This is a genomic window from Variovorax guangxiensis (genome assembly GCF_003952165.1).
Lineage (GTDB): Bacteria > Pseudomonadota > Gammaproteobacteria > Burkholderiales > Burkholderiaceae_C > Variovorax > Variovorax guangxiensis.
The window spans coordinates 380,512-398,850 of sequence record NZ_RXFT01000004.1; the positions used below are offsets into that span (position 1 = coordinate 380,512).

The 18,339-nt window shown below is 68.9% G+C and carries 8 protein-coding genes; 3 read left to right on the forward strand and 5 right to left on the reverse strand.

All coding sequences use genetic code 11. From position 1 onward, the window contains the following. Positions 1-17 precede the first annotated feature (17 nt). Positions 18-1,046 carry a M14 family metallopeptidase gene (locus EJP67_RS12625; protein WP_126022050.1) on the reverse strand — a complete coding sequence of 343 codons (1,029 nt, stop codon included), beginning with the start codon at positions 1,044-1,046 and terminating at the stop codon, positions 18-20. Then, the gene (locus EJP67_RS12630; RefSeq protein ID WP_126022051.1) at positions 1,043-2,635 is read right to left on the reverse strand and encodes an ABC transporter substrate-binding protein; all 1,593 of its coding nucleotides are present in this window, start codon (positions 2,633-2,635) and stop codon (positions 1,043-1,045) included. Before EJP67_RS12630 ends, EJP67_RS12625 begins: the two co-directional genes overlap by 4 nt. Positions 2,636-2,945: 310 nt before the next feature. On the opposite strand from EJP67_RS12630, the gene EJP67_RS12635 reads away from it, so the two are divergent. After that, positions 2,946-3,680: a helix-turn-helix transcriptional regulator gene (locus EJP67_RS12635; RefSeq protein ID WP_165909622.1), complete on the forward strand. Its 735-nt coding sequence runs from the start codon at positions 2,946-2,948 to the stop codon at positions 3,678-3,680. A gap of 42 nt (positions 3,681-3,722) precedes the next feature. On the opposite strand, the gene EJP67_RS12640 is transcribed toward EJP67_RS12635, so the two are convergent. The 3 genes from EJP67_RS12640 to sctQ all read right to left on the reverse strand — a co-directional run bounded on the left by EJP67_RS12640 (position 3,723) and on the right by sctQ (position 15,634). After that, positions 3,723-13,592, reverse strand: a complete 9,870-nt coding sequence (locus EJP67_RS12640; protein WP_126022053.1) for a DUF4781 domain-containing protein — start codon at positions 13,590-13,592, stop codon at positions 3,723-3,725. Positions 13,593-13,842: 250 nt separating this feature from the next. Further along, a complete protein-coding gene (gene sctR, locus EJP67_RS12645) occupies positions 13,843-14,502 on the reverse strand; it encodes a type III secretion system export apparatus subunit SctR (protein ID WP_126022054.1) in 660 nt (219 codons plus the stop codon). 28 nt (positions 14,503-14,530) lie between these two features. Further along, the gene (sctQ, locus tag EJP67_RS12650) at positions 14,531-15,634 is read right to left on the reverse strand and encodes a type III secretion system cytoplasmic ring protein SctQ (protein ID WP_126022055.1); all 1,104 of its coding nucleotides are present in this window, start codon (positions 15,632-15,634) and stop codon (positions 14,531-14,533) included. A 312-nt stretch (positions 15,635-15,946) separates the two neighbouring features. On the opposite strand from sctQ, the gene sctV reads away from it, so the two are divergent. Both sctV and sctS read left to right on the forward strand, forming a co-directional pair. Beyond that, positions 15,947-18,019: a type III secretion system export apparatus subunit SctV gene (gene sctV, locus EJP67_RS12655; protein WP_126022056.1), complete on the forward strand. Its 2,073-nt coding sequence runs from the start codon at positions 15,947-15,949 to the stop codon at positions 18,017-18,019. A gap of 44 nt (positions 18,020-18,063) precedes the next feature. Continuing rightward, entirely contained in the window at positions 18,064-18,330 is a 267-nt protein-coding gene (sctS, locus tag EJP67_RS12660) for a type III secretion system export apparatus subunit SctS (protein WP_126022057.1), read from the forward strand. Positions 18,331-18,339 lie beyond the last annotated feature (9 nt).

The following is an 18,339-nucleotide window of genomic DNA, read 5'->3' on the forward strand; positions in this document are numbered from 1 at the left end:
ATGGATGCGCGCACGGCCTACAGCGCGTGCGCGGGCACGCGCTGCATCAGGTAGCCGAGGCAGTCCTGGCGGATGGCGCGCAGGTCGCGGGTGAACATCGCGGCGACGGCCTGGGTCGAGAGACAGACGTCGGCGCCCTTGCGCACCAGCATGCCAGCCATCGCCTCGCCGTCGAGCCGGTAGGCGCGCAGCGGCTCGACGTCGGGGTGCGAGAGCGTGGTGGCGATCACGTGTCCCGGCTCGAGCGCCTGGAAATTGAAGGACTCGATCTCGGGCGGCAGCTGCAGGTCGGCGGCCTCGCCGTCGCAGCTCAGCGTGAGGCCCTCGGCGACCTTGAGCATCGCGAAGGCCTGGAAGATGTCGAGCGCCTTGGCGTCGTCGTGCGCCGTGCCCTCGCCGAAATCATCCGCGAGACAGCGCTCGATCAGCTTCGCAGCCTGCGCCACGCCTTGCGCGTTGCCGACCTCGCCGCACTCGCAGCACACCGTGGGGCATATCGACGTGAAAGCGGCGCCCAGCGACTGCGGCGCCTGGATCAGGACGGCCAGCGGCGAGAACATGCGCGCGAGCCGCAGATGCTCGGCGCCCGTGGCGCTCAGGCAGGAATAGAGCGGGTTGCGTCCCGAGTTGTTGTGCAGGTCGATGGCGAGGAAGACTTCGCGCTCGCGCATGGCGTCCATCACGCGCGCGGCCATGTGCTGGTGCGGCGTGGCCGGCGCGCTGCGCGGCCAGATGCGGTTGTAGTCCGGCTGGTCTTCCAGCCGGCGAACGCCCGCCCGCGCGGCTTCGACGTTGCCCACGAAGATCGAGAGCGCACGAGGCAGCGGGCGGCCTTCGTATCTTGAGAGCACCGACTGCAGCGCGAGCAGTCCCACGTCCTCGTTGCCGTGCAGCAGCACCGAGACGAAGACGGGCCGCGGCTGCAGGCCGGGCAGGTGGATCAACGCCGGGGAGGGCACGACCTCGTGGAGCGTGCGCGCCGAAGCGCTCATGAATCCGGATGGCAGGTGATCGAGCACCAGCGGGAGGCTGGACATTCCGCTCACTTGCGGTCCTCCACCTCGGCGCGGACCTGCTGGGCCAGCGTGAACTCGTCGACGCGCGGCACGATGGTCAGCCCCTTGCGCGCGGCCCAGGTCGACACCTGGTGATAGAGCGGGATGATCGCGTAGTCCTTCTTCAGCGCGAGTGCGGTGGCCTTCTGCAGCAGGGCCTCGCGCTTCGCGTCGTCCACCGTGTTGAGCGCTTCGTTCAGCAGCGCGTCGAACTGCGGATTGCTGTAGCTGCTCCAGTTGGTCGCGCCCATGCCGCGTTCCCTGTCGGGCGTGGCGAGCAGGCCACGAAGGGCCCCGGAGGGCTCGCCGCCGCCCACGCCCCAGCCGAGCAGGCCGAAGCCCAGTTCCTTCTTCGACGCTCGCCCGACGTAGGTCGCCATCGGCGAGACCTGGACCTTGGTCACGATGCCGCCGCGGGTGAGCATCTGGCCGATGGCCTGCGTGACCTGCTTGTCGTTGACATAGCGGTCGTTCGGGCCGAACAGCGTGAGACCGAAACCCGCCGGATAGCCCGCCTCGGCGAGCAGCTTCCGCGCGCCCTGCACATCGACGCTGTCGGGCTTGAGCTCGGGGTTGAAGCCGAACATGCCGTTCGGGGCCAGGTTGCCGGCAGGCACGCCGAGCTGATCGAGCACGCGCTCGGCGAGCACTGCGCGGTCGATCAGCAGGGAGATCGCCTGGCGCACGCGCGCATCCCTCATCGGATTGCGCTCGAGCGGTTTTCCGTCCTTGTCCGTGACGAAGGGCGAGGTCTCGCGATGATCGGTATAGAGGAACATCACGCGGCTCGACACCTTGGTGAAGACGCGCAGGTCCTTGCGCTGGCGGAACTGGGAGACCAGGTTGGCCTGCACGTTCTCGACCACGTCCACGTCGCCCGACAGCAATGCCGACATACGCGCCGATTCGGCCGGCAAGGCCCGCAGCGTGACGCCGGACCACATCGGCTTTTCGCCCCAGTACCCGTCGAAGCGCGCGAACTGCACGCCGGTGCCGGGCGTGAACTTCACGAGCCTGAAGGGGCCCGTGCCGGCCTGTACCTTCGCCTGGTTGAAGTCGTCGCTGGTGGCTTTCTCGGCCGCCTTCTTCGAGACGATGAAGATGCGTGTGAGATCGTTAGGCAGCAGCGGTGCGGGCGTGGCGGTCGTCAGCTGCAGCGTGAGGCGGTCGACGATCTTCTTGCCCGTGATGGAGCGCGTATAGGCGGAGAACGAGCTCGGGCTGTTGACGATGGTCGCGGGTCGCTCGAGCGAAAACACCACGTCCTGCGCGGTGAGCGGGCTGCCGTCGTGGAACTTCACGCCGTCGCGCAGCTTGAACTCCCAGGTGGTGTCGTTGATGGCGCGCCACGAGGTCGCGAGCGCGGGTGTCAGGCGCGCATCGGCGTCGAGCGCGACGAGGGTCTCGTAGGCATGGCTCACCACCGCGCTGATCGCATCGTTGTTCACGAAATGCGGATCGACAGACGAAGGATTGCTGCTCAGGCCGATACGCAGTTCCTGCGCATTGGAAAGGCATGCGAGGCATGCGAGAAGCGCACCGCACAGCAGTGCGCGCCAGTGACGCAGGATCGGTCTCATGGGTTCTGTCTCCGTTGGAATTCAGGTTGTCGCAACGGATGGGGATTCATAGAATCCAGCCCGCCATCGACACACATTCATGCGCTCGAATCGTTGGATCCGTGGGCGCAAATCGATGCTGGGACATTAGCAAGCGGCGGCTTTCCCGCCATGTAGATTCTTAGCTTCCATGGAACTTCTTGCATCTTCCTATTGGCGCGACAGAGAGTTGGCAGGCCTGCAGTTCACCGCCAACCGATTCGTTCAGCGAGAGATCCGGGCGCACCGGCATGGGGGCTACACGCTGTCGGTTTCCGACACCGAGTTGCATGTGAGAACCAGCGCCGGCGTCACTGTGGTGCCCCCTGGTGCACTGTTGCGCATCGGTCCGCAGGTCTGGCATTCGATCAAGGCGCGGAGCACGCCGTGGCGTGAGGATGCGATGTATTGCAGCGTGGCGGTTGCGCGCTGCGTGAATCCGGTGCCCGAGGCGGACGACGGCATGCCCGGCGCCGAGCCCGCACCGGTCTCGGTGTTCGCGTGCGAGCCCTGGGGGCGCGAGTTCTCGCAATGCCACAGGCTGCTGCACGAGATCGCGGACACCGGCCGCGAGGACGCGGGCATCGCGGCGCGCGCGCTGGTGCGTCGCCTGCTCGCGCAGTGGATACCGCTGCAAGCCGGCTGGACGACCGAGTCAGGTGACGCGGACGATCGTCTGCGCCGCTCCTACGGCCTGATCGCCACCGGCTTCCAGCAACGCCTGACGCTCGACGACCTCGCCGAGGCGGTCAACTGGCATCCGATCCACCTGCACCGCCGTTTCAAGGACACGTGGGGCTTCACGCCGCACGAACTGCTGGTGGGGCACCGCATCGAGTACGCGCGCGACCTCATGGCCGGCGGCGCTCGCGTGACCTATGCGGCGCACGCGGCCGGCTTCAGCGACCAGAGCCACCTGCACAAGACCTTCATGAGCACCTACGCCGTGGCGCCGAGCGAGTACCGGCGGCTGTCGGCGCTCGATGCGCTGCAACCGCCGGCGGCGAGGAACGGCATCGTCGATTGACGCTGCGCGACCCCACGCGGCCCCGCATGGGTCGCGTCCACGTCAGGCGAGCAATACCTCCGCCGCCTTCGTGCGCTGGGAGTGGCCCGGGTCGACGTTGAGGAAGTCCGACAGCGCCGGGTTGACGGGCTGCAGCGGGTCCTGAGCCGTACCCGCATCGAGCATCGCCTGGAGTTCGACGGCAGTGGGCTGCATCGTGTCGACGATGAAGCGTACGCCACCACGCTGGGGATGTGTCGGCGTCGGCGTCGGCGTCGGCGTCGGCGTCGGCGTCGGCGTCGGCGTTGGCGTTGGCGTCAGCTTGGGCGTCGGGGTCGGTTTCGGGTTCGGTGTCGGATTGGGCGTTGCCGTCGATTTCGGTATCGGTGTCGGAGTGAACGTCAGGGTAGGGGACGGGGTCAGCACCGGCGTGGTCGTCTGCGAAGGCGTGGGCGCCGGCGTGGGTGAAGGAGCCGGTTGGTTCTGCTGCGGCTTCTTGTTCTTCTCGTGCATCGACCATTCCTCGGCCGCCACCCGTGCAGCGACGGCCACACCCAGCAGCACGAGCGGCGCCGTGCCGCGGCGGATCCAGCCGTGCGAGGTCTCAGTCGGATTCGTCCTGGCCTCTCCGAGCGGGGCGTTGAAGTAGTTGGTCAGGCGCGAGTGATAGACCATCGGTCCCATCTGCCGGTTCGAGCGGTATTCGTCGAGGTAGTCCTTCTGCGTGCCGCGGAAGATGCCTATGTCGCTCGCCACCTTCAGCAACTGCGGTGTCGCGAGATCCCATTGGCCGGCGCGGATGTACATGTAGGCCTGGATGCTGTCGGAGATCGTCAGGCCGATGGTTCCGCTGGAGTCGCCCCACGACGAGAACTGCGCCAGGCGCTGCGTGAAGGTGCGCTTGACCATCGGGCCGCCATCGGGCGCTACGCCGTCGTGGGTGACGGCCTTCGGGTTGCCCAGGCCGATGAGGGCGCGCCTGAACCACGAGTAGCCGTTGGTGGCCTTGTAGACCGGCAGCGGATTGCCGTCCTTGTCGAGCGGTGGCGTGGTGGCCTTGGGTGGTGGCGTCTCGCCGGCCCTGGGTGCCGGCGCCTCGGTCGATCCGCGCTCGCTCATGACATGCCCGCCGCGCGCCTGCGCGATCGACGCATAGCGGTTCGCCACGCTGGCGCCGAGGCCGGTGGCGTTGCCCACGGCGTAGTGCAGGCTGCCTTCGTTGCTGATCCACTGGCGCACGCCGTCGAGCGTGGTGATGTCCCAGGTCCACTGGTGGCTCGGCGCGTCGAAGAAGGGGTTCAGGTACAGCCTCGTGCCCGCCGAATGGCTCAACCCGAAGCTCAGCACGCGTGCGCCAAACAGCGCGCGGCCCACCGGCGAGTTCGGCGAGGTGAGCTTGCCGGGGCTCTGGTCCAGCACGGCGCGCGAACGTTCGTCCGACGGGTTGGCGCGCAGTGTTTCCGTGGCCATCGCGATGGTCTGGCGGTCGGCCTTCGGAATGCCGCGGAATGCGCCGCGCGCGCCGGTGGTCTGGCGCGCGACGGTGTCGAGCGGAATGCCCTCGAGCGTCTTGAGCGCGGCGTTGACGTCGCCGGTCTTGTTCGCCATGGTCTGCACCGCGTCGCGGTAGCGCGCGCGGTCCGCGCCCGGCACGTTGCGCAGAAGGCGCCCACGCACGAATCCCGCATGCTGGGTGCCGCGTCCCACTTCCGGCGCGGTCATCAGCAACGCCGCAGCCTGGGTGTCGCGGGGGTTTGCGTTGAAGGCCTTCAGCGCTTGCGCGTAGTCGTTGCGAAGAGCTGGCGGTATCCGGTTCAGCCAGCCGCGCTTGCCGATCACCGGTCGAGCGCTGCGCTCGATGGCGCCCTTGTAGAGGGTGTCGAGGGCGGCTGTGCTGTCGGGGTTCCTCGAAAGTATCCTCAGCGCCTTGGCATAGTCGTGGCGGCCCTGGATGCCGCGCCGTGCCGCGTGCCAGCTGTCGAGCTGGCTCTTGAGCTGGAACAGCGAGGCCTCGCGCTTGGCCGGATCGGCGATGTTGGCGATCAGCGTGAAGGTGTCCTGGTCCTTGGGGTTGAGGTACTTCTGCAGCCGGATCTTGCCGCCCTGCTTCAGGCCCGCGATGCTGCCGCGATAGAAGAAGGCTTCGTAGGCGTAGCGCAGGAACACGGCGCGCGCACCGACGTAACCACCGAGCGAAGCGCCGGCAACGCCGAGCGCCGGATTGGTCATGTGCAGGCCCATTGCCGCGCCGCCGAAGCGGACCGCGCCATAGAAGGCCGCGCCGGTGCCGACCATGTAGCCGACAGACTTGAGGAAGATCTTCCTCTTCTGCGCCGGCGTCATGACCTGATCGTTCTGCTCCATCGTCTTGTGCGGATCGACGAACACCTCGCCGGGCTTCGGTGCATGCGCGGCCTGGCGGTTGCTGATGCTGACCGGATGTATCGCGCCGTCCGGCCGCACGCCGACGATGCCGTCGACCTGCGCCTGGGTGAAGCGTCCGGTGGCCGCGACCTGCGCCATCTCGGTCTTCGGGCCGATCAGCCGGACCACGCCCACCAGGCTGCTGCCTTCGGCGTTGGCATGCGCGGCCGCTGCCGCGCGCGCGGTCTCGAAGCTGGAGTACACGTGCGAGCGGTCGAGCAGCGAGAAGGTCGCGTCGGGCGCGCCCTGGTTGATTGCCGCGCCATCGCTGGCCAGCACGTAGCGCCCGCCGACGTAGTCCGGAGCACCGATGAACGAGGGCGCCTGGCCGCGCGCCCATTGCATGAAGCGCGAGCGCAGCGGAATGTCGCGCGCGGCATGGCCGTCCGGCGATCCGGCGCCTGCGAGGTAGTGCGTCTGTTCGACGTCCTCGGGCGTGGCCGGGGCCTTGCTCGCCTGGAGTTCGCGCATCGTGGCCGGGCCCGCGTAGGCCGGCCGCGGCTTGGTGTAGTCGCTGCCCCCTTCGAGCAGCGCGTCCATGTCCGGCTCGACCATCGCGAGCCCGGTGGATTCGCCGGCCTGGTGGTTGCCCGCCGCTTTGCTCGGTGCGGCGGGCGCGGTGGCGCCGTCGCGCCATGCGGCCGAATGCACGTTCGGAATGCCGATGGGCATCGGCCGTCCGTCCGCCCCGACGTGCACCGAACCCATGATCTCCTCGGGCGTCGCGCGGCCGCGCTTCGTCAGCGGCGCCATGCTCCCGTCGGGATGGATGCGGTACACCCAGGCGCCGCCCTTCTGCTGGGCCGCGGCGGAGGCCTCGGCGAAGGTCCCGAAGGTGTTGTTGCGCTTGGCGCGCACGCCGGTGCCGCCGTACATGGTCTCGCCCGGCGCCATCGGGTGGACCGCGAAGCGCACGTTCGAACCCGCATCGGGGTCCTCGGTGATGCGGGCCGTCACCGCGGCCTCGTCGGGTGACGGCTGCAACGGGCGTAGTCCCGAGCCGGGCTCGCCGGCGCGCTGGTGGAACGCGACGAGCTTGCCGCCGCGCAGCGCGACCTGCGGCCAGCTGCGCCCGCTGCCCAGCGTGGTCGGCGGCAGGGGAGCGCCGTGCGCGTCCACGCCGGTGGCAGCGGGGTCCCTTGGCTGGCCACCCGTCTTGACGGAGGGCGTGTCGGTGTCGCTGCGGCCGGTGCCGGCGGTGCGCGGCCGCTCGGGCGCGATCGGCCGTGCCGCGCGCGAAGGCTCCGGCATGGCGGATGCGGCATGCGGCGCGGCGGGTTGCGCACCGGCCGGCTCGATCGACAGGCCCGGGCGAAAGCGCGCGTATACCGGCGCACCCTGCAGCGCGATGTCGTCGTAGACGGTGCGCCCGTTCTCGCGGATTCCGACGATGGGCAGCGACTGCAGCGGCCCGGCCTTCAGCGCGCCCCCGTTGTAGGAGCTGCCTTCGTTGCTCAGGGAGACGCGCCGGGTGTAGACGAAGCCCGGCGCGGTCTGGTCGCGGTTGTTCATCACGACCGACTCGGTCGCCGCGTACACGTCGTGGCCCAGCAGCGTGGCCAGGCGCTGCGCCAGCGGTACCGCGCCATCGCCGCTCAGGCACGACAGCATCAGCACCGGCTGGCCGTGATAGTTCTCGTGCGCGACGATGGCCCGCGCCAGCCCTTCGGCCGTGAGCGGATTGCCGTCCGCACCGGTCATGATGCCCTCGAGCCCGTGGCCGTTGACCGCGAAATAGCCTTCGGGAATCGGAACCGCCTCGCTCGCGGGCTTGCCGTCGCCGCTGCGCACGGGGCGCTCGCCCAGCGCGAAGATGTCGAGATCGGGCACGCGGCGGCGGAAGGCGTTGATCCCCATTTCGCTGCGGCCGGGCTGCGTGTTGAGCAGGTCGACGCGCCGGCCGTTGGCACTGGTGTAGATCAACGGCTGGCCCGGTACATAGCCTTCCGGATAGGCGATGCGCAGGGCGGGCCTGTCCGTATGGGCGGTGACCTGCGTGGCCTTCGCGGGGCCGCCTTGCGTGGTTTCGACTTTCACGGTGGCCATCACGGCCGAGGGCGGGACGCTGTCGTCCGGCGCAATGCTTGCCGCGTGCACGATCGCGATCTCGTCGCCCAGCGCGACGAAACCCTCAGGCTGCACCGTCGCGAGCGCTTCGTCGAGGGTGGCGTAGTGGGCGGGCAGAACATTGGAGAAGTCGCCGCTGCTTTCGCCTCGTGCATGGTCTCTGGCGCGCTGGGCGGCACTGGGGCTGTCCGTGCCGGCAAGCAAGCCGTCGCGGTGCGCGGCGAAGACGAAGCCGTTGTCGTCAACGGTGCGCGGATAGACGTAGTAGCGCACGCCCTCGGCTTCGCCGCCGGCGGCGAACACGGTGAGCAGCGAATCCGACCAGTTGGTCTTGCCGAGGCGTTCGGTCGCCGGCAGCGGATAGCTCGTGGGTCCGCCGAGTTCGGGGTCCTGCGCCGGTTTGTAGGCGGGGAAGCTGCCCTCATCGCCCTTGGCGGGCGATGCCGGCGTGGACTTCACGCTCGTCTGATCCTTCGTGCCTGCGTTCTGCTTCTGCTCGATGCGTTGCGCCGAGCGCACGAAGGGTGCATTGGCGAGCGGTGCGTCGTCCACGGCGTTCGTAGTCTCGTTCCCGCGCTTGTCTTGCGGACTGCGTGAGCCCGCCGGTGCGCGAGCGGTTCCCGGCGCGTCGGCGCTGTCGCCCGCGCGCCGCACCGAGGCCATGGCCGGGTTGAACGAGGCATCAGTCACGATGGACGGCAGCGCCGCCGGGCCGGCCACGTCGGCGGGTACCGCGCGCGGCGTCGACGGCCACGCGATGCTCAAGCGTGGCGGCTCGCGGAACGGGGTGAGCGCATCGGGTGCCTCTGCGGGCTTCACGGCGCCTGCAGTATCGGCCGCATCGACAGGCTTGGGCGACGCGGACTGCGCCGGCCGCGCGGGCAGGGCCGCATCGGTGGGCGCCGTGTTCGCCGTCTCGTCGGTCACCGTGCCGGCCGGCCGGTTCGAAACCGCCGGCCGCGCCGTGCTCACGGCCGGCGGCTTGATGGCGTTGTGCACGCGCACATAGCCCTTGGCGAAGACCGGCGAGGCAAAGCCTGCGGCGTTGACGCCGAGCATCATGATCTGCTGCTCGCGCTCGGCCGGGGTCATGTGGTCCCAGTTCTTCGCCAGCGAATACGCGCCTTCGCCGGTGGCGTAGACACTGCCGGCGGCAAGCGGCTTGGAGGCCATCGCCGCGGGCTTGCCCCACGCCTGGGCGGTCTGCGCGTAGCGCGCGAAATCGGCTGCGCGCGCCTGTGCCGTCACGGCATCGCCGGCGGCTTCCGCGGCCGTGGCCGCCTTGGCGGCGCGGCCCGCGCGCAGCGCGGCCATGGTCGCGCGCGTGGAGGCGCCCACCACCGGCACGCTGACCGTCGACAGGCCGAGGTTCAGCCAGTCCATGCGCGCCTGCTCGCTGTTCGCCGGATTGATGCTCTGGCCGTGCGCGCTGAGCTTGTTCAGGTCCTCGACCGAGGTCGCGACGCCGTAGCCGGCCGCGAGCACGGTGAACGCGCCTGCCGCCAGCATCACGCCCGGCGCCGCGAGCGTGCCGAAGGAGCCCACCGTCAGCGCCACGCCGGCCACGAGGCCGACGCCTGCGACCACCAGGTCCAGGTGGGTCTCGCGCCGGAAGGTCTGCCACCCTGTCTCGGTGCGCGCATCGCCGGCGAAGAGCTTGACGTTGCCGTTGGCGTCCAGCGAGTAGCTGGCGTCCTCGGGCGTGACGAGCTTCACGCCTTCGACCGGCAGGCTGTTGTTGGCGCGGTAGTCGGTGAGGTCCTTGTAGGTCCAGGCCTGTTCGTCGATGAGCTGCGTCTCGCCGGGCTTGTCCTTGCTCTCCACCTTGAAGATCGCCGTCTTGATGATGCCGCCGTCGTCGCTGTCGAGCGCGTAGACCACGGGCAGCACGGTCACGCGCGCGTGCTCGCCGCCGACCTCCACCACCTTGTCGACCATCTTCGAGAGCAGGTCCTTCTGCGCGTCGCCGAGCTTGCCGAAGAGGCGCTCGTTCTGGCGGATGCGGTCGCTGTCGGCCTGGGTCGCGGCATCGAGCGAGCGGCTGGGGTTCCAGCCGAGCGCCAGGCCGATCTCGTTCTCGAGCTGCGTGCGGCTCTTCATCTCGATCGGGCCGCCGCCGTACTGCACGAACTGGTCGTTCATGATGGCCTGCGCCATGACCTGCGGGTTCTGCTCGAAGAGCCGGTAGAGCGAGCGCTTGTCCTCGCGCTGGTTGAACGGCAGGTTCTGGATGGTGAATTCCTGCTGCTGCGCGTAGGCGTTGTCCCGTGCGCCGGCTGCCTGGTAGCGCACGGCCGCGTCCGACTGGGCCTGCGTTGCCTGCAGCTTCTTCCAGGTGTCGCTGCCGGTCTCGGCCAGGCCGGGGTTGGCGCTCTTCCATTTCTCGTGCGCCGACTTTGCCGCGGCGAGATCGCGCGCCGCGGTGTCGGTGTGGAACTTGTTGACCGAGCTGAGCCAGTCCTTGCGCGCGGCGTCGGCCTTGTCGCGCGCATCGTCGGCGGTCTGCTGCGGCGAGGTGGCGTAGCACATCTGCGCGCGGCCCGCGCGCTTGTCGGCTTCGATTCGCTGGCGCGCGTGGTTGGCCTCCTGCCAGGCGATCGCGGCATCGACCGCGAGCTGCTCGTTCTGGGCGATGGTGACGCGCGCCTTGGCGTCGTCGAGGTCGTTGCCCAGCGCGGTGCGGTCGCCGGAGCCTGCGTCGTAGTCGGCCTGTGCCTTGTCGCGCGCCTTGATCGCATCCGTGAGGTTCTGGTCCACCGTCTTCTTGCGCGGCGCGAGGTCGTCGCCGAAGTTCAACGTGGGCGCGGGCTTGCCGTCGGGCCCGGGCGCCGGCTGCGCGCCGGGCTGCGGCGGCGCATCGGCCGCGGCCTGCGCCAGGCGCTTGTCGACGTCGGCGCGCGCACCGCGCGCCTTGGCCAGGTCGCCGTCGCCGAACTCGGAAGTCTTCCACCGCGCGGCCGTGGCGGGGTTCATCTTGTAGGTGCCGGCACGCACCGAGAAGTCGACCATCTTGCCCTGGTCGGACTGCTGCCACCCGAAGACCTTCGAATCCTTCTTGATCGTGACGTTGTAGCCGCCGTTGCAGTCCGCGTGCACCTCGATGTCGTCGGGCGAGAGGCCACGCGGCAGGCCCTCGGCGCTGACCTTGCCGTCCTCGCCGCGCTTGATGTTCCAGGTCGGGTCGTAGTTCTTCGGGTAGACGTCGCCGGTGGTCGACTTGTCGCCGTCCATGAACATCGTCAGCTGCGGCTTGGCGAAGGTCGTGCGATCGTACTGGTAGCGCGCGGCATACCATGCGCGCTCGGCGTCGATCAGGCCGAGCTGGGTCTCGATGTCGCGCTTGGAGAGGTCCAGCGCGTCGAGTTCGTCGAGCGCCTTCTGCTGCTCGGCCTCGGTGGCCTTGCTGCCGGGCGCGGTGAGCGTCGTCACCTCCGCGGCCTTCTTGTCGTAGGCCTCCTTCGCCGCGGGCAGCTGCGCCTCGCGCATCTTCTTCTCGTCGTCGGCCGAGAGCTTCGGCTTCGCGGCGTCTGCCAGGCGCTGGGCCTCGCGCGCGGCCACGCGCAGATCGTCGAGCTTGCCTGCGTCCACGGTCTTGCCCGCGGCCTGGTCGCGCTCGGCCGCGCGCAGGTCCTGCATGGCCTTCAGTGCCTTGGCGTCGGCCTGCGCGGCACGCTGCTGTTCGAGCGCCCGGCCCAGGTTCTCGGGCTTGGCGTTGGCGACGGCGTTGTCGGCGTCGGTGAGCCCCTGGTTGATCTTGTCCGCGCGATCGAGATAGCCGGCCTCGTCGAGCTTGGCGCGGCTGCCGTCGGCGCCGCCGAAGAGATCCTCCTTGACCGAGTTCAGCGCGGTCGCGGTCTGGTCGCTGCGGGCCTTGGCGGCATCGTGCTTATCGTTCGCGGCGTACAGCGCGGCGGTCAACGGATCGAGCTCGGTCTTCTTGTCGCCGTCGACGTAGAAGTACTTGCCCTCGATGTTCTGGACCTTCTTGCCTTCCTCGCTGCCGGGCTTGGCCCAGAACGCGGGATCGTAGCCATCGGGGTCGATGTTGCGCGTCGTGGTCTTGTCGCCGTCGTGCTCGGTCACCGTGACGCGGGCAGGGCGCTGCAGCGAAGCCGTATTCCATGCGCTCTCGGCGTCGGTCTTGGCGTTCTCCGCGTCGCTGGCGCCGAGCTTGGCGTCGAGGTCGTCGCGCAGCGCGTGCATGTAGCGCTGGCCCTGCTGCGCGTCGCGCAGTGCGGCGTCGGCCTTCTGGATCTCCTTGGCATTGCCGCCGGCCACCGCCTGATCGTACTTGAAGCTCAGCTCCTTGACCTCGGCGTCGGCAACGCGCGCGTTGTAGTCGGCATCGACCGTACCGAGGGTGTTCGTCTTCGGGTTCTGCGGGTCCGTCGGATCCGTGGTGCCGAAGGCTTTCTCGGCGCTCTGGAGTTCGGACTTGGCGCGGTTGGCCACGGCGCGCAGGCGCTCGGCTTCGCCCTTGGCGTTCTGCTGCGCGGTGATGATCGTGTCGTGGCCGCCGCCGGTGCCGAAGCTGGCGGCGTATTTCTCGGCCTTGGTCGCGGCCGCATCGGTGTCCTGAGCGTGGCTGCGCGCATCGGCCACGCGCGCCTTGCCCGCCTGGGCGGCGTCATATTGCTCGCCGCGCAGCTGGCGCACCTCGGGCGAGTCGGCGCGCACGCCGTCGCGCGCCTTGTCGATGTACTTGCCGATGCTCTTCGGGTCGAACACGCCGCCCTTGTCGAGCGCGTCATGGGCGTCGGCCGCCACCTTGTCGATGGCGTCGTTCGGGTCCTTGCCTTCGGCGATCGCCTTGAGGCTGGCCTTGCGCATGTCCTGCTCGGCGGCCTGCAGCCAGTTCGTCATGGCGGTGTCGACGACGGCCTTCTGTTCCTTGCTGCCGTCGCCGCCGTTCGCCTGCGCCTTGAACACTGGCCTGGCGGCGGTCTGTGCCTTCTCGAGCAGGTCCTGCGTGCCCGGGCTGGTCGCGGGGGGCTGGCCCTTTGGCTGGTTGGCTGGCGGCTCGAAGATGGCGTTCATCTTCTGCGCCGCGTCGACTTCGCCCTGCGCGGCGCGCGTGGCTTCCGAAGGGTTGTTGTCCGCACGGCGCTGCCGGATGTCGTCGAGCTTGGCATCGGCGAGCGTCGACTGCTTCTCCTTGAGGTTGCTCGCCGCTTCCTGCTTCAGCGCATCGCGCTCGGCCGCGTCGCTGGCACCGCGTGCCTTGGTGGCTTCCTGCTGGTCGGCTTCGGCCTTGCTCTTCTCGGCCTTGGCCTCGGCGGCTTCCGCGGCCTTGCGCGCTTCTTCCGCCTTGCGGCGCGCGGCTTCGGCCTGCTTGCGCGCTTCCTCGGCCTGTCGCCGTGCCTCCTCTGCCGCGCGCTTCGCCGCGGCTTCCGCCTGGCGCCGCAACTCTTCGGCAGCCCTGGCGGCCGCCAATGCCTCCATCGCTGCCTGTGCGGCGGATTGCGTTCCCGACCCATCGCTGCTGACTGCTAGAACCATAGGACCCCGGATGAAGTTGCAGATTGAAAGAAGGGCTCGCGGCACAACCCGGCCGGCTCCGATGCCGCGCGAACTCTAAGTGGCACCCCGTGCGTGGGCAACAACGAGTTCTCGTAGACGGGAGTGCTGGCGCAGCGAATCCGAAGCAGCTTCTCCTGCATGCAGCAACCGAAGAGGCATGCGTGGAGGAAGGTCATCGGTACGACAGCACGAGCCCGTGCACCAGCCTCGTCCAGCCATCGAGCATCACGAACAGCAGCAGCTTGAACGGCAGCGAGATGGTGGTGGGCGAGATCATCGACATGCCCAGCGCCAGCAGCACCGTGGCGACGATCAGGTCGACCACCACGAACACCAGGTAGATGATGAAGCCGATCTGGAAGGCGCGCGTGAGCTCGCTGAGCGTGAAGCTGGGCACCAGCACCATGAAGTCGTCGTCCTTCAGTTGTTCAGCGCGCGCCTTCGGCCAGATGTTGGCCGCCGACTTCAGGAAGAACTGGCGCTCGCGCTCGTGCGTGTGCTTCTGCAGGAACTCCTTCACCGGCGCCTTGGCCGCGTCGATGACGGCCATGATGTCGCCGAGCCCTTCGCCCTTGGTGCCGAAGCTGCGGCCGCGCAGGGCATCGCCGATGTCCATGCCCACCGGCGCCATGATGTAGACCGACAGGATGATCGCGATGCCGTTGAGCACCATGTTGGGCGGTGTCTGCTGCAGGCCCAGGGCAGTGCGAAGCAGGCCGAACACGATGACCAGCTTGGTGTAGCTCGTCACCATCAGTGCCACGAACGGCGCGATGCCGAAGGCGACGATCAGCGCGACCAGGATGAGGGGTTCGGGAAGTCCGCCTTGCATGGGTATGGACCGGATGAGGGGCGGCCCCTCAGACTTCGCCGGGCGCGAACTCCGACACGCGCACGCCCAGCCGGTCGCCCACCGCGACGAGATAGCCCTTGCCCAGCATGTTGCCGTGCGCAAGGATGCGAACGGGGCTGCGGTTGAGCGGCTGGCCCAGGTCGAAGACGTGGCCGGCGCGGATGCTCCTGAGTTCGCCGAGCGACACGGACAGGTCGCCCACCTCGAAGCGCAGCGTGACCTCCAGCGCGTCGAGCCGGTCGATCGGCAGGTTGGCGTTGTCCGCGGTATCGGCCGCGAGGGCGGGAATGTCTGGCTTCATGGCACTGTTTCTCGATTGCTGAACGGTGATGCGCGAGCCTTCGGCGAAGGCGGAAAGATGCCGCCCGGCGGAACCTCCCAACTCCGCCGTGACCACGATGGCGGCACCCGAGGAACTCCACTGCTCGATGCCGACGATGTCGCCGGGCCGGATGCTTCCGACCTCGCGCAGGCGGATCGGCGTGCTGCCGAGGCGAAAGCTCACGGGCAGGCGCAGCGCGTCGAAGGCGTCGGCTGCGTAGGCGTTGTGATGCGCGCCGGTGGCCGTCGGCACCAGCGTGTCGAGCGTGGCCGCGTCCTCGAACTGCACGTAGCCGCGCAGCACGGTGCTGCCTTCCAGGGGCATGGCGACGAAGAAGGCCGCGTGCCCGGGATCGCCCTGCGAAGGCAGCGCCCGATGGCTGTGTTCGTGCATGTCGCGCGTTTCCGCTTCCGAAGGCTGCCACTCGAAATGCAGGCGCAGCGCTTTCTCGAGCGCGTCGATCAGCGGATGCAGCGCATCGGCGAGCAGGATGTAGCGCAGGTCGCGCGGCAGCAGGTCGATGCGGCGTTCGCCCAGAAGTGCCTGCAGGCTCGGTGCGTCCATTGCGAGATGGCCGACGTGCGAGCCCAGCCTGAAGCGGAAGCTCTCGCGCGCGGTGAGGGCGAAGGTCGTGTCGTGGTGCCAGCGGATGCGGTAGCGGGCACCGCGTGCGGCCGCGATGTCCGGCAACGGCGACGCGCCGTACAGACGGTTCAGCGCGCGCACATTGGCGGCGTCGGCGCGCGGCAATGCGCGGGCTTCGCCGAGTTCCGTGACGGCGTCAGGCATGCACGCTTTCGTTCGATGCGCCGATGCGGGCGGCTCTGTTTTTCTTCACCTTCTTCACGCCTTGAAGCAATGCGATTCGGTTCGCATCGGGACCGGCAGCTTAGCCAGAGGTGTTGCGCGGAGGTAGTCCGCAAACACGTAGTGCCGCGCGCGCCACACACGGCGGCGATCTACGAAAACTCGTGGTTGCCGCGAATGGAGGGCGGCGCATAGAGTCCGTCGCGACGCGACATTCCTCGCGACCGACGACGAAGCGAAGCGATGCGACAGGCACCGCCCGGTACTTCGGGACACCCGCAAGACAAAGACACCATGGCGAGTTCTCCGCGATCCTTTGCCGCCTACCGCGGCGGCGTGCGCGACCTTCTGGGCAGCGCCGGCCGCTACAACGATCTGCTGCTGGCGGGCCTGCTGGTGGTGATCGTCGCGCTCTTCGTGCTGCCGCTGCCGACGCCGCTGCTCGACCTGCTGATCGCGAGCAACCTCGCCATCAGCCTGGTGCTGCTGATCGTGGCGATGTACGTGCCATCGGCGCTGTCGCTGTCGACCTTTCCGTCGCTGCTGCTGTTCACCACGCTGTTTCGCCTTGCGCTCAACATCGCATCGACCAAGCTGATCCTCCTGCACGCGAATGCGGGCCACATCATCGACACCTTCGGCAAGCTGATCGTCGGCAACAACGTGGTGGTCGGCGGCGTGGTGTTCCTGATCATCGCGATCGTGCAGTTCATCGTGATCGCGAAAGGCTCCGAGCGGGTGGCCGAGGTGGCGGCGCGGTTCGCGCTGGATGCGATGCCCGGCAAGCAGATGAGCATCGACGCCGACGTGCGCGCGGGGGTGCTGTCGTCCGCACAGGCGCAGAAGCGCCGCCACATGCTGGAGCAGGAATGCCAGCTCCACGGCGCGATGGATGGCGCGATGAAGTTCGTCAAGGGGGACGCCATCGCGAGCATCGTGATCGCGCTGGTCAACATCCTCGCGGGCATCGCCATCGGCACGATGATGCACGAGATGAGCCTGGGCGGCGCGCTGCAGCGCTACGCGATCCTCACGGTGGGCGACGGCATGGTCTCGCAGATCCCGTCGCTGCTGGTGTCGATCGCGGCGGGCATCGTCATCACGCGCGTGAGCACCGGCGAGCGCCGCGACACGCAGCTGGCGAGCCAGATCGGGCAGCAGCTCATGGCGCATCCGCGCGCGCTGATCATCGCGGGCCTCGCGGTCGCGAGCTTCCTGGTCGTGCCGGGCTTTCCGAAGTGGGTGTTCGGCCTGCTGGCGGCGGCGCTGTTGGGCCTCGGCTTCGCGGTGCGCATGCGGCGCCGCAAGAACCAGACGCCGGGTTGGATCTCGCACCGCGAGGGCGACGCCCTGGAGGACGCCGACGGCGACCATGCCATCGCGGCGCCACTGGCGGTGCGGCTGTCCAGCGGCCTGCGCGGTGGCGTCGACCGCCACGCGCTCGACCTGCAGCTGGCCAGGGTCAAGACCGCGGTCGAATCCGATCTCGGCCCGGTGTTCCCGCGCCTGCAGCTCGCCTACGCGGACGGCCTGGCCCAACACGCCTACCAGGTGCTGGTGCACGACGTCGCGGTGTCGCAGGGCACGCTCAGGCCGGGGTGGCGCATGCTCGATCCGGCCGAGGCTGCGGCGCCGCCGGCGGGCGCAGAGGTGGCCGAGCCCTTCGGCCCCTTCGCCCGGGTCGTCTGGGTGCAGGGCGAAGCAGCCGGCTCCACGAGCTGGGACAACGAGGAGGTGGTGGGCCTGCACCTGGACCACGCCGTGCGCCGCAATGTGCGCGAGCTCATCGGCCTGCAGGAAGTGCAGCGCCTGCTGCATTCGGTGCAGCGCGACGCGCCGGAGCTCGCGGCCGAGGTGGCGCGGGTGGCGTCGAGCCAGCGCATCGCCGAGGTGTTGCGCCGGCTGCTGCAGGAGGGCATTCCGATTCGCAACCTGCACGCGATATTCGAGTGCCTCGCGACATGGGCGCCGAAGGAGCAGGACGCGATAGCGCTCACCGAACTGGTGCGCATCGATCTCGGCCGCTACATCACCAGCCGCTATGTGGGCCCGAACCGCCAGCTCGAGGCCATCCTGTTCGAGTCCAGCCTGCTGGAGCGGGTGCAGAACGCCATCGAGCGTTCGCCGCGCGGCAACCTGCTGCTGCTGAGCCCGGCCGTCACGCAGGACATCCGCGAGCAGGTGCGCCGCATCCTCGGATCGGCCGCGACCCGCGTGGTGGCCATCGCCTCGTCGGACGTGCGCCGCTACATCAAGACGCTGATCGAGCCGGTGGCGCCGCTGCTGCCGGTGCTGTCCTACCAGGAAGTCGACGAAGACGTGGCCCTGCAGCCGGTGGGCTGGGTCACCAACCCCCAGGCCCATTGATGAACATCCCATTGCCTTCGAAGGCGCACCGCGAAAACAACGCCATGACTCCGCAGAACATCCTGGACATCACGCGCGAAGGCCTGCTCCTCGTGCTGTGGATCTCGCTGCCGGTGGTGGCGGTGGCAACGGTCACGGCCTTGGTGGTGGCCGTGCTGCAGGCCGTAACGCAGGTGCAGGACCAGAGCATCGGCCAGTCGATCCGGCTGATCGCGGTGATGGTCGCGATCATCGCCACCGCGGGCTGGATGGGGCGCGACGTGATGCGCTTCGCGGAGCGTGCCATCCAGGCGCTGAGTTCCCTGCCGTGAAGATGCATT